Annotated in this window: 13 protein-coding genes; 2 read left to right on the plus strand and 11 right to left on the minus strand. The window is 36.9% G+C overall.

From position 1 onward, the window contains the following. Window positions 1-196: 196 nt before the first annotated feature. From JO950_RS13200 to JO950_RS13220, 5 genes are all read right to left on the minus strand, one after another. Window positions 197-4,591 carry a DUF5977 domain-containing protein gene (locus JO950_RS13200; RefSeq protein WP_202703064.1) on the minus strand — a complete coding sequence of 1,465 codons (4,395 nt, stop codon included), beginning with the start codon at window positions 4,589-4,591 and terminating at the stop codon, window positions 197-199. A 41-nt stretch (window positions 4,592-4,632) separates the two neighbouring features. Beyond that, window positions 4,633-6,297 (minus strand): T9SS type A sorting domain-containing protein, encoded by a 1,665-nt coding sequence (locus tag JO950_RS13205; protein WP_202703065.1) that lies wholly within the window; start codon window positions 6,295-6,297, stop codon window positions 4,633-4,635. Between the two features lie 400 nt (window positions 6,298-6,697). Continuing rightward, window positions 6,698-8,245, minus strand: a complete 1,548-nt coding sequence (locus JO950_RS13210; protein WP_202703066.1) for a peroxidase, FMP-type — start codon at window positions 8,243-8,245, stop codon at window positions 6,698-6,700. Between the two features lie 169 nt (window positions 8,246-8,414). Next, window positions 8,415-8,864, minus strand: coding sequence for a hypothetical protein (locus JO950_RS13215; RefSeq protein WP_017495730.1), 450 nt, complete (start codon window positions 8,862-8,864; stop codon window positions 8,415-8,417). Window positions 8,865-9,081: 217 nt separating this feature from the next. Continuing rightward, window positions 9,082-9,717 carry a hypothetical protein gene (locus JO950_RS13220; protein WP_202703067.1) on the minus strand — a complete coding sequence of 212 codons (636 nt, stop codon included), beginning with the start codon at window positions 9,715-9,717 and terminating at the stop codon, window positions 9,082-9,084. Between the two features lie 494 nt (window positions 9,718-10,211). On the opposite strand from JO950_RS13220, the gene JO950_RS13225 reads away from it, so the two are divergent. Beyond that, on the plus strand, window positions 10,212-10,997 hold the full coding sequence (locus tag JO950_RS13225; protein ID WP_202703068.1) for a hypothetical protein: 786 nt from the start codon (window positions 10,212-10,214) through the stop codon (window positions 10,995-10,997). A gap of 179 nt (window positions 10,998-11,176) precedes the next feature. Beyond that, window positions 11,177-11,605: an META domain-containing protein gene (locus JO950_RS13230; RefSeq protein WP_202703069.1), complete on the plus strand. Its 429-nt coding sequence runs from the start codon at window positions 11,177-11,179 to the stop codon at window positions 11,603-11,605. A 182-nt stretch (window positions 11,606-11,787) separates the two neighbouring features. Here the strand turns inward: JO950_RS13230 and JO950_RS13235 are convergent, their stop codons facing one another. The 6 genes from JO950_RS13235 to JO950_RS13260 all read right to left on the minus strand — a co-directional run bounded on the left by JO950_RS13235 (window position 11,788) and on the right by JO950_RS13260 (window position 19,233). Beyond that, complete coding sequence (locus tag JO950_RS13235) at window positions 11,788-12,657, minus strand: DUF4249 domain-containing protein (protein WP_237732352.1); 870 nt, start codon at window positions 12,655-12,657, stop codon at window positions 11,788-11,790. A gap of 5 nt (window positions 12,658-12,662) precedes the next feature. After that, complete coding sequence (locus tag JO950_RS13240; RefSeq protein ID WP_202703071.1) at window positions 12,663-15,275, minus strand: TonB-dependent receptor; 2,613 nt, start codon at window positions 15,273-15,275, stop codon at window positions 12,663-12,665. A 100-nt stretch (window positions 15,276-15,375) separates the two neighbouring features. Next, window positions 15,376-16,218 carry a FecR family protein gene (locus tag JO950_RS13245; RefSeq protein ID WP_202703072.1) on the minus strand — a complete coding sequence of 281 codons (843 nt, stop codon included), beginning with the start codon at window positions 16,216-16,218 and terminating at the stop codon, window positions 15,376-15,378. A gap of 12 nt (window positions 16,219-16,230) precedes the next feature. Next, complete coding sequence (locus tag JO950_RS13250; RefSeq protein ID WP_017495723.1) at window positions 16,231-16,440, minus strand: hypothetical protein; 210 nt, start codon at window positions 16,438-16,440, stop codon at window positions 16,231-16,233. A 46-nt stretch (window positions 16,441-16,486) separates the two neighbouring features. Further along, window positions 16,487-17,008, minus strand: a complete 522-nt coding sequence (locus JO950_RS13255) for an RNA polymerase sigma factor (RefSeq protein ID WP_202703073.1) — start codon at window positions 17,006-17,008, stop codon at window positions 16,487-16,489. Between the two features lie 398 nt (window positions 17,009-17,406). Beyond that, window positions 17,407-19,233, minus strand: a complete 1,827-nt coding sequence (locus tag JO950_RS13260) for an alkaline phosphatase (RefSeq protein ID WP_202703074.1) — start codon at window positions 19,231-19,233, stop codon at window positions 17,407-17,409. Window positions 19,234-19,420: the final 187 nt, after the last annotated feature.

Genomic DNA, 19,420 nt, shown 5'->3' on the forward strand with positions numbered 1-19,420 from the left:
ATCTCGTCTTTGGTGAGCGAATTTAAGTTTGCTGCCCGCACCGGTTTCTTAGGGCTAAGTGTGTATATGAAGTTGTCATCACTGAAGGTCTGGGCGGTTAGGCTAAAGCTTGCTATTAATAATAAAACAAACTGTACTATATATTTTTGCATACTAGTGCTTTTTTTTCTGTTCTTGTTTTTATAAAGACCATCTATTATTGGTTTGTAAACGTACATTTCCCTTTTAGATTGGCATACGCCTGTCCATCTGCCTGTGCCTGCCTGTCAGCATCTTCCTGTGAAATACGTGAAGTATATTTCCCCGCGGGAACGGTATAACTTACTTCAGATCCATACTTGCCTGGCGGGCAATTGTTTTTCCAAAAAGAGCCTCCGGATTCGAAATTTTTAAAAGTGCAATATCCTTCGCTATTGGCTTTACTTTGCCCATCTGCATTAAACTTTCGCAATCCCAACTCATCTGCTTCTGCCTGAGAATTACAAAAAAAAGCTACTGGTCCCTGACTGTACGATACACTGGAAGGTACTCCGAATCGATCACAATATTCTTTGGTAAATGAACCACTAAAAGGCATACTATAAAAAATACATCTACCATTGGCATTGGCATTAGCCTGACCCTCTGTATTGAATCTGGCCAATCCCTTACTATCAGCATCAGCCTGTGAAGAAAAAGAGTACTCCACTCCATAAGACTGGCTATAGGCAACACTTGAGCCTGTTCCTCCCGCAGCACAATTATTCCTGGTAAAAGATCCGCTTATTGCAGCGCTGTTAAAGGTACATTTACCATTGGCATTGGCATTAGCCAATCCATTGGCGTTGATTTCATTCCAGGCCCGATCATCTGCAGCAGCCTGAGAATCATAAGAATCGTATCGCCCTGCAGGAACTGTATACCAAACCGTCTCGGGTGCTCCGCCTGCAGCACAGTTGTTTCGGGTAAATGCCGCGCTTTGAGCTGTATTCCAAAATCTACACCTGGCATTGGCATTGGCATACGCTAATCCATTTGCATTAATATCATTCTGAGCCTGAGTATCTGCATCAGCCTGAGAACTTTCAGAGGAATGTTTTCCTGCCGGAACGGTATATAAACTACTTTCGGGTGTCCCCCCCGCAGCACAATTGTTTCTGGTAAACCAAGCGCTTTTGGCAGTATTTTTAAAGACACATTTAACATCCGTATTATTGTCTGCATAAGTCTGTCCGTCTATATTGAACTTTCTGAGACCATTTTCATCCGCATCTGCCTGTGAAATGGTCGAGGTAACCACCCCTCTCGCCTGATTATAGGCCACACTTTGACCTGTTCCTCCTGCAGCACAATTCCTTTTGGTAAACACCCCGCTTCTGGCTGCGCTTTTATAGAAGTACTCGCTGGTTGAAGTATTATCACTGCAATCAGTTTGCTGCCCTTTAAAATTGTAGCAATATTTTTGAACTACATTTAGATCCTGATCCTTTACAAATTTCAATCTTCCCAAAGTATCATATTCATAATAAGAAGGTATACCTTTGGGATCTGTTATACTTGTAACACCAAGCAGTGGATTGTAAGTGTAAGTAGTAATCATAAATTGAGGGAAAGAAGTCCTTAAAGTTTGCAGGTTACTTCTCAATATTTGCTCATTACAATCCTCAGTCAAACAATTATCATCGTCTAAATCAGATCGATTCTGCAGATTCAAAACATAACTGGCAATCTGATCGTAACTGGCGTTTTCTACTTTTGCAATAGGTTGTGTTTTATTGTACCCCCAAATTATAGCCACTGGTAAACCTCCCTCAACAGTATATTGTAAAATATTACCCTTTTGATCGTATTGGTCGTAGGTAATTTTTTTATCATCGGGAATACTTATGTTCTGAGCCCCTTTGTTTGCATAAACATGTTTTGGCAGTAGCAAATTAGCGGTTGAAGCCTCATTGCTATATGCTGTTTTCTGTTCTGCTATTTTTTCTCCATTAAAACTTTGTGTACTCATCGGTTTGCTAACCATGTTCTTCGCAATCAATTCATTTCGAAAAGACTCATTTGTCATTTCAGGATCTGTAACATAAAAATATTTTGTCTCTAAATTTTCCCCTTCAGAATTTGTTGTAACCTGATTTTTAAGATTTCCTGTTTCCGGATCATGGGAATTGACTGTCTTTTGTATCACTGTTTTACCATTCAGATAGCTTGTGTGCTCTTCTTTCTCCAAAAAATAATTTTTAGATTCATGTGTAAATGTTTCGGTTACAAAATCACTTAATGGTCTTTGTGGCATAGGTGAACATGTCATGGGGCCATTTATTAGATTAGATCCATAAATACCAAATGTAATGCGGGTAGGTTTGCATTCTAAACCCAGGATAAACCTGCGATTGTTGCGTTTTACATTATTTAAATAGGTATTTTTTTGTTTTTGGATCGTATCTCCTGCTTTTGACTGAATAATTTTTTGGTCCAGCTGACCCAAATTATATCCATCATCATACAGAAAATTAACACTTCCTCCTGAATACAAAAACACGGTTCTTCCGTTATTTTGAAGTTGATTCCCTTCAATTTGTTCTACCTTTTGATACAATACCGGGCTTCCTCTAAAATTAGACAAGGGAGCAACACTGTTGTAACTATAATAAGATGCTCTACTGCTTACATCTCCAATAGAAGACAAACAACCAGCTTTATCTGTCAAAAAGGATCCTGAGAAAAATTGTGGTTTTTGCAGCATGATACCGGTACTTTTATCCGATTGCGAATAGTTGTAAGCAGTCGTGATGCAAGCCCCGTTAAAATCACAGTTTTTTACTTCTTTTACCCGCATTCCTCCCACAGTTTGGTTAAAGGTCTGTGCCGATTGCTGAAGTGTGGTGGCTATATGCGCTGTAGATCCCACACTTGATATCGCCCTTAAATAATACTTGCCGGGCGTGTTTATTGTAACTGTAGTTTGATTGACAAATGAGGCTTGTGTAGGTTCCCATCGTCCATCCTTTCTCCAGGTCTGGCTTCTTATAAAAATTGGATTCGATTCTTCACCTTGTTTAAATAGTTTAACTATAGAAATCCTGTCTTCCCAGCCGTTTTTTCCTGTATCATTAGACAGTACATTATAAAGATTTAATGTTACAGGAACCGAAATTACGTCGAATTCAGTAGGTTCGGGTTCTACAATATTTGTTGTGGTTGCTGATAAAGGTTTAGAGGAGTTGGAGTCATTAGGGTATGGAAAATTATAATCGGTCACATTCATAAAAACCGAATTGGGCTCGTATTCAATTAATGAATAGCCCTTTGTCTGATAGGTGATTTTTTTAAGACTTCCAATCTTAGTACTGGTAAAACTTGGTTTGATTCCCGGATTGTCTAAGGGATTTAGCGGCGCATTATTAAGAGGCAGTGAACCATTGGAGTTGTAGTAGCCCCATAAATCTTTTTTTGCCAAATCACTTTCAGAAAAGTTAGGATAAGCCAAACTTTCATCATATTCCATGCTATTAATGACCTGTCCATTGTATTTTACATTTAACAGATTCTTTCTTCTTCCGGACCATTGTGAATAGTTAAAATCATAAGTTTTAACCGTGATTCCGGCTCTGTTTTTTATCTCTAACTTAGTGACAACAGCTACCGCACGCTCAGCAGGGTTATCATCGTATTGCAATTCGATCGTGTAATTATCGGTTGTAATTTTAGAAAGTTTGGTGACCGATGCATTTGTTTCTGTCCTCGTTTTTGTTGTAGACCAATTATTATGGCCATTCATAATTGTGTTAGTGGAAGTATAACTGTCATAAATATCATACAGCGTGTTTGGAGCTGTGTAATTGAATGTAATTTTGTTACTGGTATACGGAAAGTTGATCTCCGTTATCAAAAAAGAAGAATTATACCCATATCCCTCAATACTTGAACCGGTATTTGTGTTCATTTGAGGTAAACCGAAAATATAATTTATGCCTCTGTCGTCAGTTAATGTAAATCCCGAAGAGCCATTTTTAACCAGTTTGTAATTTTCATTCTTCATGAAGATCGGATTATCATTCTTATCTAAATAAAAATTACAGCTAATATTTCCAATATTAATAGAGTATTTGTCGGGTCTGCCATCTATTCTTCCTTCTGCTATTTTTTCATACAGATCTAAAATTCTGGCTTTTGATGCTGGTACATTCTCATCCTGATACGGAGGCAGCTTGTTAAAATAGTTGTGCATCATGCTTCTGTCGAGTTCATGCCCTTCATCATTTAGTCCTTTAATCGTATGCATAACAGCTCCACCTACGTTAAAAGTCCAGCCCACTCCGGCATATCCGGGAGTTTCATCTACCAAAAGACCGGAATAATTATAGGATAGGTTAATAGGCATGGTAAATTCGCCTTCCTTAATTTCGAATATCGGAATGGTATAATTGATTCTTCCTGTGGCAATATCTACAGGTACTTCGTTTACTTTACTCATAGCGGTCACTTGTGGCGTTGCTATACTAATATTGGGAATATAAGATTTTTTGGCTCCATCGTCGGTTTGAGATTTCGCATTTTGAGTATTCAAAAACAAAACGAGGAACAGCAAGTGATATATATTTGATTTCATATGGATTTGTAACTTGATATAATAATTAAAAGGCTCCTGAATTATCTAACAGATTTAATCACTTTTACAGATTCTGTTTTCACATCTGTTCTGACTTTGATGATGTAGATTCCCTCAGGGTACTGGCTTAGATTAACGGGAACGGTCCTGCTGTTGATGTCAAACTCCAGTAAGGTCCGTCCGGCAATATCGATCAGTGTGACGGTGCCTTCTTTAAAATCATAACCGATGATAATGTTGGTATAGCTTGAAGCAGGATTAGGAATGACTTCGGTACTGGATTTTACCTTTTCGACTTTTGTTTTGTCTTTGAGTTTCACCACCCAAAAATCATTACCTCCCATACTGCCGTTTTTATCTCTTGAGGCTGCCGAATTGGAGGTTCCTGCCATCAGATATCCTCCGTCTCGGGTTTCGATTAACTTCCTAAGGATATCTTCTCCGGCGCTGCCAACGGTTTTGTTCCAGATTTCTTCGCCTTTGTCGTCTATTTTCATCGCGATGTAATCGTTGATGCCTTCTTTTTCTTTACTGACAGCGTTAAGTGCTTTGGCTACGATCCCTTCACGCGGACGCCTGCTTTCGCTTTGCGCATAACCGCCTATGAGGTAACTTTGGTCTTTGTTTTCTACCAATGAGGTTAAGATGTCTGTTTTTCCAAAATCGTAGGTTTTACTCCATACCACACCTCCGTCTTTATCGAGTTTCAGGATCCAGTAGTCGGTTCCGTTTCCTACGATACCGCCCAAAGTGGTCAGGGCATTTTTGCTGTTGGAGTTTCCGCCCGCAATATAACCGCCATCGGCAGTCTGATGAATCACATAAGGCTGATCATCTCCCTCAGCTCCATAGGTCTTTTGCCATTGAATTTCACCGGTATCATTTATTTTAAGAATCCAGTAATCACCTATTCCTTTGTTGTTTTCGGTTTTATCGCCTGAAACAGGCGAATTGGAATAGCCTGCCAGTATGTATCCGTTGTCTGTGGTTTGTTCCATACTCCTCAGCACATCGCTATAACTTCCTCCATAGGTCTTTTGCCATTCGACATCGCCCTGTTGGTCCAGTTTAACAATCCAGTAATCCATATTGCCACGGCATTTATCTGATTTATTAAACTGAGACGCTTTTGTGGTGGGTTTGGACATTCCGTTTGTAGCAGCAAGTGCATTACCTGAATAATCCGAACTGGATGAACCTCCCAACATATACCCTCCGTCTTTGGTTTGAAAAGCACATAAGAGTTCGTCTTTTCCTTTACCGCCAATAGTTCTTTGCCATTGTTCAGTACCCGATGCATCTAATTTGATGACCCAAAAATCAGTAAGGCCTTTGCATTTTTCATTCTTTTGAAAACCTCTCCCCGAATCTGAAGTTCCTGCCAGAATGAAGCCGCCATCTTTTGTATTTTTAATACTCTGAAGCAAATCAAATCCGCTTCCGCCTATGCTTTTCTGCCAGACCAGATCTCCTTTTTCGCTCATTTTCCAGATCCAGTAATCCAGATCTCCATGATTGTCATCGTCTTTATTTCCGGTTTTATTAGATAAGGAACTACCTGCCAGAATAAAGCCGTAGTCGGCTGTGGGCTGTGCGTCAAACAAATAATCGGCATGCTGTCCGCCGTATGATTTCTCCCAGAGAATGTCCTGAGAATAGGCAAAGAATGGTAAAATTAAAAAGGGTAATAGGTGTCGTTTTTTCATAAGATATTCCGGTTTAGTCTTTTGGGTAATCAAATTAAGAGGCCAAATCTAACACTCTGTTTTATATTTTCTTTACGGCTTTCCACATTCCGCTGATATTTATGCAAAAGTTATCCCAATAAAACAAACTATAGTCAACAAATTCAACAAATGACAGCATTCATGCCATAAACGGACTTATATATAAAACAACTGCAAATTTTGATTACAGAATCCCCTATTGTTAGTCACAAATTCTGAATGACCAGGAGAACCTTCGTCGCTTTTTTAAACAAAAAAAATGTGCAATGATCAAAAATCATTGCACATTATAAACAGTAACGCCCTACAGCACTATGTTATCTGTTAAATCGGTTATAGGCTATTAACTCACTTCCTGCTTGTCAACATTTATTGTAAGTTACTCTTTGTGATGCGGACAGCCCGAAGCCTCCCCCGAAGATCCCATTTTATAAGTTCCCGGGAATTGCTCTTCTATTAATCGTTTCTGATCAGGTGATACATCTTCCATTTTACGAAGTGTATTGACTTGTATGTGTGGCCAGCTTGTCGTACCGCCATCGTCTCCGAAATCAAACTCGAAAAATATGACCTGCTCGTATTGCAATTGAAGAATTTCTTTTTTGTTTTCGACAACAGTTTCAATCCACATTCTCATGTTCATTTCGACTGTAGGAACAAAACGATTGACAAACGGAACATTTAGGATTCCTCCCTGAGCTCCGGTTTTATTTTTAGAGGACATCTCGATCAGTACATGGTTTTTTACCACATCACTTTTAAGCGTATCCCGAAGACGTAAATCTGGCCGTACCGAATAAGGATATAAAGGATGGGCTAATATTCTCTGCGTATAGATTTTATTTTCACGTTCATCGTTTTTATCATCCAACGTCTCAAATACCCAAGGTGGTGGAGGTGCATCCAGATTTATAGGCTCATTGCTGGCATCTGCTCCTCCCATTGTTTGCGAAATAGAAAGATGTTTATAGTCCCAGTCCGCGAATCCTTCCGGGTACTGCGGAGCGCCATTAATCAAATAACCCGATTTATTTGGCTTTAAATCTCCCAGTAAAGTAATTGTACTTCCATGGGGAATTACACCACTTCTCGAAATCGAATAATCGGGTATAAAATATGGTCCGGTTTGCCCTGCTCCTGCTTTAAGTTCTTTTGAAGCAATAATCTCGTAATATTTTCTTCCGTTTAAGTTTTCCAGCGTCACATATTCTTTGTTTCCCTGATCATTCTTGATTAAAAACAGGGTTTCGTCCTGATAACCGCTTTTGTATAAATCTTTATTCGGGTTCTTCGGTGATATGGCATGAATACCGCGGTCTTCACTAATCGTTTTTTCTGTTGCCGCATAGTTAAAGATATCACTCAGCCACAGGTACATCCCATTCTCTTCGTGAATTGGAGTGTATTGCAAAGCCTCCTGACCGGCTACACGGTTTACACTTTTGATGCTTTGTTCGTATTTCACCGCTCCGCAAAACTGCTCGTTTGCACCGCCACGGTTTCGAACACCACCCGGCACCAGATTAAAAGTAAGTTTTTCGATATATTCTTCGCACTCAAAACTGTATTTTCCGGGAATGGTTCCTGCGTTAGTACCCGGAGAAGGCATGATGGTGGTATGTATACCGCTGCCAATGAGTTTTTTCTGACTCTGATTGTCACTGTTATTATTGTAGCTTACCCAGGTCCCTTCTAATACCTGTAAAATACCGTAATCTACATTTTTTACAATTTGTTGAAGGTCTTCTTCATAAAAAGGTCTGATTGGATCTTCAATCTGAACTTTTTGATAACCGGACATCAATTTATCCAATACACCTTTCTCTTCCTGAAGTGCTTCGAATAGGGCCTCATTTGCCTGCTGAGCAAAATCAGAGGTCAGCTGATTTAAATTCCCTTCTTCATCAGGGTTTTTACGTTTTAGCATGATAAACTTTTTTTTAGCGTTAATAACTTGTGCAATCAAAGTAACCCAATTTATGGTGATTGCAAACCCGTATTAATACCCGTTTTATACTGTAAAAACAAAAAAAAACCTCCAAAATCAAATGACTTTGGAGGTTTCTATTTTTTATAGGAATCAGATCCTGATAACTTTAGTTCATGATATCATTGAACTCGTGTAATGATTTCAATGTACTTTCGTAGAATAAAATTGCAGCAATTAAATTTCCTTTATCTGAGTAAGGCATCATTTTTCTTTGAAACTCTACAGTAGTATCCAAAAATACTGTTGTTCCTTCTGCCTGACCGTCTAACACTTTTTTGTGCTCACTATCGTCCGGAATACCTAAGTCTGCCATAGTAACACCTGGTTTAGTAACCAAAGCGATATAAGGAAGTGTTTTTACTAAAACTTTAATACGCTCGATGTATAATTCTAAAAGTTCTCCTTTTTGCATACCACTCAATTCTTTTTGATCATGGTATTTACGAATAATAGCAGTTGTACTGATTATACTTCTTGGAGCATTTTTCGCCTGTGCTGAAATAGCTCCAGTTGCAAAAAAGAAAAAGAAACTTACTAGAATTATTTTACTTTTCATTTTACTAATGTAATTGGTTGTTTGAGGAACACAAAAGTATACAAATTAACTTAAGCCGCAACTTTAATGATTCCTTTTTTTTAAAAAAAATTAACATTTTATTTTATGTCAATCTATAAGACAATTCTGAGGTACTGGAGCGCACATTTCAGGAATTTAATGCTTGTTTGTTTTTTTATGGAAATCCCCACATTTCCCCGTAAATCTTTACTTGTGCTTACGATTTAATGACTCTGAAACGTCCCGGATACTTGATCCAGATGCTTTTTTTATTGCCATAATAGTCCATAAAATCTTCACAGACAAAAACGGCGTGAGCAGTAGACCACGCCACTACTCCGCAGTATTCACTTCCGGATTGTCGTTTTAACTTTAGCACTTGTTTACCTTCTTTGAATCCTAAATATTTGTAAATGGTAGGAGTATATACTGAACCATCTTCTAAATCTTCTAATGCTTTGTCAAAAGTATCGACCTTATCAATAATTTGTTTGTATTTCGCCATTACAGCATAAGTCAGTATTGCATAATCGGTGATTTTTTCACTCTCAGGATTGTCTTTAATATAAATAAACCCGGCCGATATTTTAGCTTTACTGATTTCGTCCTCTTGCAGATTGAATGATGCATTGTTTTTTAAGGTGATTTTGTGAGTGTTTTCACCGGTCTTTTCGTTTACAAAAAGATTGTCTAATCCATAGACATTTAAAGAGGCTTTAATAAAGGCAATCGACGAACAATTGGTCCGTTCTCCCTGTTTAAAACTTTCGAATATTTTATCTGAGCTTAACTGTGAATAAGAATTTGAGTAGACAAATATTAAAAATAAAAATAGTGAAGTAACCGCTTTCATTGTCTTAGTATTTTATAATTAATCCCAATCCGTTTTTGGGCATATTATTGATAGTACAAATCTATAAAAATCAACGTAAAATTGTTTTCTACTTCTTCCTTTTTATCAAAAAATGTTGCGAATACTCTAAGTAAATCCTTTTGAAAGGGTTACGATTGCATTAACTTAAAACTTTCTGTTTTCTAAAAAATGTAACAGAGCTGATTTTTTGCTTTTGACGACTTTAACTCTAAATTTAGAACTTTAGCACCTATTGTACTCTTATAAAAACCGACTCAACACCTTCTATCAACGCTCGATATCCTTTTCTTTTTTCAATTGCAACTAGTTCTCTTCGTTTTTTATCAAAAATAATCCTGGCCACCTTTTCAAAAACAAGTATAAATACCTGTTTTTAAACCTGTTAAAACAAAAATAGCATTTTTAAACTAACTTTATACTATCTAAATCCAACTAATCCGTTGAATAGAACTCAACACTAACCAATTATACTTATGGCAACAACAGTACCCCCTGACAAAAAAAGCAATTACGAAAAGTTGTTTGCATCCTGCATTATAAAAGAAGTCAAATATTCTGAAATTGATGCATTGGTGGCTAAAATAGTTTCAAACAAAAGCAGATATCAATCTGTTGGTGATCCCTTAAATATTCCCTGGTACATGATTTCTATTATACATTGTATGGAAGGAAGTCTGAACTTTACTACTCATTTGCACAATGGCGACCCACTTACTAAGCGTACGGTTAACGTACCAGCAGGTCGTCCGAAAGCAGGAAATCCTCCATTTACCTGGGAAGTGAGCGCAAATGACGCCTTGATTTACGACAAGCTAAATTCATGGACAGACTGGAGCATTGCCGGAATTCTATACCGACTTGAATTGTTTAATGGATTAGGATATTACAAGCAGGGAATAAATTCGCCTTATTTATGGAGTTATTCGAATCAGTACACTAAAGGTAAATATGTTCAGGACGGCAAATACGATCCCAATGCGGTCTCCAAACAATGTGGTGCCGCTGTTCTGTTGCGCCGTATGATGGAACAGCATCTAATTACACTGCCCAACACGCATATTGTAGAACAAATCATAGCGCAGGGAAACCAAACGATGTACTATTCCGGGAAGGTTACAAACGAAGCTGTCGAGCTTCAAAAACTTCTTAATAGTGCCGGAAGTGTTCTTAGAATTGACGGGAAAGCAGGAGAAAGAACTTCAACCGAATATTTTAAATATAGCAAAACTTATTTAAAAGGAGATCCCAGAAGAGTGTAACACACAAGGTAAGTTCAATATTCCTGATTTATGTTTTGCTTTTTTAAAATCCAGTCCTGATTCCGAATGTTTTTTGAAAACATTGCTGTTTCATAAAGCTTTAAAATTTTAAACGAAGTTCTATCCGAAAAACGATTTTCATAACCCAAAACTTGTTAATTTTATCTTCAAAAAAACAGATGAAAAACTACGTAACACTACTGCTTGCTGCAATTGCTCTATTTTTTACTTCCTGCAACGCTACAAAGGATACTACAAAAAATACCGCTCTTTTTGATACTACCTGGGAGCTCGAATATATTTCGGGTCCGAGAATTGCTTTTGAGGGTTTATATCCCAACAAAAAACCTTTTATCAAGTTTGACCAGAATACCGGTCAGGTTTTCGGAAATGCGGGTTGCAATGGGTACAGTGCTCCTTATACTTTAAAGGGAAAAACGATCAGCTTTGGCGAACAGGGGCCTACCACGATGATGTTTTGCGAAGGCGGCGGGGAACAGACTTTTACTGAGATGATCCGAAAAATCACCTCTTATTCTATTGATAAAGAAGGCAAACTAAACTTATTGCTTAACGATGTTCCGATGATGCGTTTCAAAAGAAAGTAGTCCGGTAACTTCTTGATTCATCCCAATCTTAGTTAAAAACAGCTGTATCTTTTATCAGATTTAAAAAAAAGGATTTTGTTAAAATCCTTTTTTTTATAACCTAAAATTACCGCATAAAAAAAACATCTGACATAACTATTTATATGCCAGATGTAGTCACAAATCAACCTTCAATTAAAATTTTACTTTCCCGGATAGACAATATTATCGTTCTCTTGTACGGTATAGGAAAAGCTATCTGCTTCACAAAGCCTGAAATAACCAAAAGCAAAATTATTGGCATTTGTAGTGTTTACAATGTTCCCTCTGATATTTCCGGGAGGAATAGAAAAAGGACTTCCTCCGTATATCTCTAAAATTAAACTCATATAGTTGTAAAAATTCTTAGAAATACCTCGATTTATCACCGAAAGACTTTTTCCCGGTTTCAAATCGGGATCTGAAAATCTTGGATATATTTCATTTCCATTAAACAATTCATCATCTAACAGCGTGTGTGAAGGAAGACGAAAAACATCACTCTTATAATCGGTAAGATAAAAATTGACCTGATCCGCCGGGTCTTTAAAATAAAACGATATCTCATACAAGTCGTCTCCGGCTACATCCGGAACGCGTTTCTGTTCTATTTTATCAATAGGTGCTACTGAAATTAACTTTTCGGCTGCCGTAAAAGTTTGCCCTTCTGCCTCTACAGAAAGCACATAATCCATGTTGATCACAGGTACAAAATTAGTACATACGTAAAGTCCTGGTCCTGTTTCATTAAAAGTAAAGACATCTCCTTTGCTATTGGTTACTTTTACTTTAGCTCCTGAGACTTTTGGAGTTTTATCGTTGTAATAAGGAGCCGTTTTACTCACCTTGATGACCTGCTCACTACCGGAGGTTCCTTTTTTCCAGATAATTTCGGCGTCGACTACGATTCTCGTTTCTCCGGTTTCTAAATCAAGTTTTACCACATCATCACAAGAGGAGAAAAACAGTACCAAAACAAAACCCAAAATAGCTATTGTATTCTTCTTTATCGTTTTTATATCAATCCTTTGCATATTCATTAAAATTTAAAATTATAAGAAACTCCCGGTACTACCCCAAAAATAGAAAGCCTTTTCGTCTCATTCATCCCTGTGTCTTCATTTGTTGCAAAAGTCATCGCAGCTGCATTTTTTCGGTTGTAAACATTATAAAGACTAAATACCCAGTAGCTCTGCCATCCTTTCTTTTTATCCGGTTTTGGCGTATAAGTTGCTGCCAGATCCAGATGGTGGAAAAGTGGTAATCTGTTTTCATTTCTTAAGGAGAAGTTTGGAACATTAATCCCCCCAAACTCATAATACCCATTGGCATAGGTTACTGGCTGACCTGACTGCAAACTGAAATTTGCATTAAAAGACCATTTTTTATTGTATTCATAATTCCCCACAACACTTAAATTGTGCAGTTTATCATATCCTGATAAATACCATTTACCATTTGCGACTCCCGGTTCTTCCGGTGTTCTTCCGGGTGTTTTTTGTTCAGCTCTGGATAAGGTATAAGAAACCCAACCGGTTAATGCTCCCGTATTTTTTCGCAACATTAATTCCATACCATAAGACCTGGCTTTACCATTCAAAATCACCTGTTCTATATTGTTATTGGCCAAAATATCGGCTCCGTCAATATAATCAATACGGTTTTTGATTTTTTTATAGAACAGCTCTCCTTCGAAAGAGTATTCATTATCTTTAAAGTTCTGAAAATAACCTACGGCATACTGATCCAAAAGCTGCGGTTTTGTAAAAGGACCGCTTGGTGTCCAAATCGTTGTTGGCAAGGGAAACTGCGTATTCGACAACATGTGAATGTACTGCGCCATTCGGTTGTAACTCGCTTTTACCGAAGTAGTCTCATTAAAAGCATACGATACTGCAGCACGCGGTTCGAAATTATCAAACTTACTGATGGTCGCTCCTTTTTTATAAGTGATACTTCCCGTTGGAGTTCCTTCTTCATAAATTTTATACAACGGATTGTAAACTACTGCTTTCCCATCTTCATAGGTATTGATTTCTTCCCCTCCTAAACGGTAAAACATACTGTAACGAAGTCCGTATCGAAGGTTCAGTTTCTCTGTAAGCTGATGCTCAAAGTCCAAATAAACAGAAGACTCAAAAGCATACTTTTTATCCAACTGTTTGTAATTAAACTGCGAAGTTGTATTGGTAGGCTTTACGGTTCCGGGATTAAAATCGTAATACTGACCTTCTATTCCGTAATTCAATTTTAATTTTTCTGATACCGTCTGACTCCAGCCATATTTAAGCCCATAAGTCGAAATCTTATTGTTCCATTCAAAACCTTCTCTATCCAGGTCCAGATTAAATTTATAATCACTGAAATATACAGACAAGTTGGTATTTAAGTTCTCGGAAAACTTATGCTTCCAGCTTAAAATACCCATTGTATTTCCATAAGTACTGTTAAAAAGATTATTCAAATCAAAAAGGTCGTTCCCAAAATACCCTGAAAAAGACAGTGTATTATTGGCTCCTAAGCGATAATTGAACTTCGCATTTAAATCATAAAACATCACGGAATTCTTACTGTCAGCCAGTTTCATGAATAAATGGGCATACGAAGCACGTCCTGCAATGATAAAAGATCCTTTTTCTTTTTGAATAGGTCCCTGCACCAATAAGCGGCTTGAGATCAAACCGATACCTCCGTTAACTTTGTACTTTTCAAAATCCCCGGTTTGCTGTGTGATATCCAGAACAGAAGAAACTCGTCCTCCATATTTAGAAGGAATTCCTCCTTTATACAAATCTAATCCATTCACAATATCAGGATTAAAAATGGAGAAAAAACCAAACATGTGAGAATCAGCATAAACCGGACCACCATCTACCAGAATCAGGTTTTGATCGGCTGCACCACCGCGGACATTAAAACCCGACGAAAGTTCTCCGGCGTTGGTAACTCCGGGTAAGGTCAATATCGATTTTAAAGGATCAGCTTCTCCCATGGCCACAGGAATTCGTTTGATCTCGGCCATCGAAAGTTTGTTTACACTCATTTGAGTATTTTTAACATCCACAGCCTTATTGGTGGTTACTACGACCTGCTCCAACTCATGACTGTCGGAATCCATATAAAAATTGATTCTTGAATCGTCAGCAACTACAATTTGTTTTTCGTTGTTTTTCAAGCCCAGATAACTGATCAATACGGTGTAATTTCCTTTGTCCAGTGTTATCGAGAATTTCCCGTCTGCATCAGTTGTTGCACCGGTAGAAAGTTCTTTAATGAAAATATTAGCTCCAATAACCGGCTGCTTGTTCTCGTCAAAAACCTGACCACTCAGCTTATTTTTTTTTTTAGGTGCTTTGGTTACTTTTTGCTTTACAAAAATATTATTGCCAACGATAGAAAACTGAACTGCTGCACTTTTATTAAGTTCATTGACCAGTTCTTTTACGCTGATATTTTTATAAGTCTTTGTTTCGGTAAAATACTTTTGACTGGTATTGATTTGGTCTGTATGCGCAAATTTGAAATCACTCTGGCTTTCAATTTGTTTAAAGAATTCTTTTAGTGTTACTGATTTATCAACAGTTATGGTTACGTTTTGAGAAAACACTCCCCAGCTGAATAAAAAAAAGCACGCTGAAATTATATGCTTCATGAAATTTTGTATTTTTGATATTATTAAATGAGATAGTTTCCTGCTATCCTGATCATGAGGAGGATGTTTAGTTTCGCGGCTAGTGCATCCTTTTTCTTTTCTATTGAAAAGTAATTACTTTTAATTCTTCATTTATTTCAAAATTTAGGTTATACATTTCGGATATTAACTGGATAATTATTTCTAAATCTTCTTTTTTATTGATTCTCAAAGTAATGTGCTGATCGTAATATTCCTTTGGAAATTTCATCGTGTAACCATAGTTTGCTTTAATGTAGGCAGCAAGAACGGTCAACTTTTCATTTTCAAAATCGGTAAATCTTTCAAATTCAGATACCTCAACCGTATTATTGGTATAGGTAAATTTTTCACCGGGTACGAGTATCCATTTTTGAGTCTGGTCTTTTACGCTCATCTCAACGCTTCCTTCAAAAAGGGCTACCGAAACTTCTTTCTGGGTGTATCCTTTTACTAAGAAAGAAGTTCCTAAAACAGTGGTTGTCGTTTCATTGCAAAAAACCTGAAAGGGATGTTTTTTGTCTTTTGTTACCTGAAAGTAAGCTTCTCCTTTAATTTCTATTTTACGATTAGTCTCGAAATTATCGGCATACTCGATTCTGGAATCAGGACTTAACTCCACTTTAGAACTATCCGGTAAAAAAATCGTTTTTACAATTGAAGTCTTATTTTCAATTACGTTTGAAGTCAATTTAATTTCTTGCTGGTGCTGCTCTTTATTAAAGAAAAGTCCCACTCCGATAAACGCAAAAAGTAAAACGGCTGCCGCTGCGGCATAATGCCATGCTTTAAATCTTGTTTTTTTTGAAGGAAAGGCTTTGGATTGAAATGCTTCCCACGAGGTCTCTTTTTCTTCATCAGAATGCGAAATGGGAACATCATCCCAAATCTTCTTTAGTTCATCTTCTACTTTTTTATCATTCATATCTTTGGGGCGTTAAAGTTTCTGACAATAAAATCCTTGCTTATTAAAAACACCATACACCATATCCTTAATCTCCCTGTTGGTTTCGATTGTCAGAACATGATTTTTGTCTTCTACATCAAAATTCATGATACAATCAGAAATAACAAATTGAAGCAGCGCTACAACAAATTTTGCTTCTTCCTTTGTAGTAACATCCGTTTTGTAAGTTTCAATATTCATTTTATGTTCTCATTTTTATAGATAACAAACGAGAACAAAAAAGTTCCTAATGGTTTTCGACTTTTTTTCGAATAAATTTACTGGCGAGATAAATATGATTGGCTATGGTCTTTTCAGAAAGATCCGTTAAAGCTGCAATCTCCTTATAGCTAAGGTTTTCCAGTTTATGTAAAGTATAGATTTTTTGCTGTTGTTCAGGAAGCTCATTTATTAAATTATTTAATATTTCCTGTCTTTCCTCAAAAATTTCATGATCGTTATCCTCTTTTTCCATCACAACATGCGAAGGCTCGAGCTGTACTATTTTATTTTCTCTGTTGAGATGATTGAGGATAATGTTTTTGCAGATCACAAATAATTGTTTGTCGAATAAAACATCTTCATGGAGTAATTCTCTTTTATTGTATACTCGTAAAAAAGTCTCCTGAACAAAATCCTGTGGGGTAAGTACTGTAAAATTAAAGCGTTTGGCAATGTTTATCAGTTTATCGTAGTAATTAAGGTATGCTTCCCTGAAAGCGGCCTCATTACCTTTTTTTAAACTTAAAATAAACTTCCTGTTATCCATAACGCAAATATGATAATTAGTCTAAACTCAATGTCTAAAATAATATTGTGGTGTCAAGCGAATCACTTAAGACTTATTTAATCTTTTTCTTAAGCAATTTTAAGATACAAAGAACAGAAATTTTCTTGTAAAAGTTTTTAACAGAAAAAGAAATTAATCCTAAAGAAATGCTAATTTACTACTTTTTATTTTAATCTTATTTTTCTTACCATACTAATTAAGCAGAAACCAACCTTGCAAAATCAAGACTTTATAATCCTGACAAGAATATGGTTCTTTCTCCAAATTTCACTTTTAACAAACTTGACGTTTACACTTGTTAAAAATAAAAATGCAGCGACAAAATGTTTTGTCGCTGCATTTAGTGTATCTCCACTATCAAACCAAAGTGGTACCAGTTATTTGATTAAAAGTGCTTCGAGTATTTTAAAGTAGATTTCTGTGTTTTGATAAACTCCCATAAAATTTGCAGCTCCGGGTCCATAGGCAAAAACCGGAACTGGCACTGCTGTGTGATCGTTTGTACTAAAACTTCCCTGTACATATCCTTTTTCGATGCTGCCATCAATTAAGGAGAGTCCTCCGGTTTCGTGATCTGCCGTTACGATTAAAAGTGTCTCCTGATTCTGATCGACAAATTCCATGGCTTGTCCTACCAGTTTATCAAAATCAAGCATTTCACGAACCACGTATTCCAGGTCATTTTTATGTCCGCCATAATCAATTTGCGCACCTTCAGCCATTACAAAAAAAGGATTTTTTGATTTTGAAAAAACGGTCGTTGTCTTTGCCAAAGATTTCGCTAAAAAATCTCCCCTTCCCTCTTTCATCGAAACCACCGAAGCATCATCGACCACTACAAAACGTGAATTTTTAATGGTGTCCAGACTTTTAAACTGATCTGAAAAAGTATAGCCTTTCTCTCTTACTATTTTAGACAGATCTCTACCGTCTTTTCTGTTATTAAATTCTTTTGTGCCTCCTCCAATCAAAATATCAGACGGATTGGCAAGAAAATCTGCAGCAATTGGTTCGCTTAAAGTTCTTTCAGATTGATGCGCGTAAAAAGCTGCCGGAGTGGCATCTGTAATATTTCCAGCCGAAATAATAGCCGTTTTGTATTTTTTCTTTGCCAATTGCTGGGTGATTAGTTCCAACGCTTTTCCGTTTTCATCGACACTGATAAATCGGCTATTGGTTTTATGACCTGTTGCCATTGCCGTAGCTCCTGCAGCCGAATCGGTGATATAACTGTCTGACGATTTCGTGATCGACAATCCCTGAGTCGGAATATTAAAAAGGTTCAATTGTCCTTTATTGGCTGTATACCCGGCATAAATCTGAGTAAGCCCCATTCCGTCGCCAATAAGCAGAATTACATTTTTGGGACGGCTGTTTTTAGAAAATAAAGCTGCATTCTTAGGTTTATAGGCCTGATAAAATGATGTATTTTGGTAAAAAGTACTTTTTATCTTCTGAATGAACTGCGTCAATGCCGGCACATTATCAGTACCAATATAATCGACTTTTAAATTCATCAAAGTCATCCAGGTGTTCACATTATCGGGTGTCGACCAGAATCTGATTTTTTTATTCTGTGCATGAACTTTTTTAATGACCGACTGTACTTTTTCTAAATCAGCCTGTGTCATTACTCCTTTTCCGTTCCAAACGGTAAGCTCTTTTAAATCTTCGCTAATCATTTCGACACGTGACAATTGTTCCGATGAATACGTTTCATTCCTTCTTCCGTCAAAATAGATAAACTCAGGATATTGATTCCAGTTTGATGGTTCAGGTCTGTTTCCTGAAATAACTACTTTTAGATTTTTGTTTGAAATCAAATCGGGATACGTTTTCAACTGTTGCACAATCCCTTTAAGTGTGGCATCAGCTTCTGATTTTATATCAATCATTAAAATTAAAGGCTTATTATCAGGGTAAACTTTACCTTCTAAGTTTTTTATCTTCTTCGACAAAGGATCCAAATAAAGACTTCGCAGTGTATTGTACGTTTTGATTTCTTCCGAAGTATGTGCTACCAAAAGTTCATTATTCCTCAGAAAAACATCCGCTTCGATAACGCCTGCTTCATTGGAATAGGCTTCATAAAAAGGCAATTTACCTGCATAATCATTGTGTGAATGAATATTAGCCGAACTGTATTCCTGTGCCTGCGCCAACAGAAAAAAATGAAGGCAAAAAAGTATAATTATTTTTTTCATTACAAATAAAATTAATTCAATTCTAATATGGTCTTCAATACTTAGAAGATGAGCCACAGATTAAAAAGATTTCCACAGATTTCTTTAACCCATTGACTGTAATTAATAAAAAATCATTTAACACATAGAAACCTGTTTCTTACGCATAGCTTCCTCTGTGTTTTTAAAATAAGTGAAACGCCTTACT

It is taken from the genome of Flavobacterium sp. UGB4466, assembly GCF_903469665.1.
GTDB classification, from domain to species: Bacteria; Bacteroidota; Bacteroidia; order Flavobacteriales; family Flavobacteriaceae; genus Flavobacterium; species Flavobacterium lipolyticum.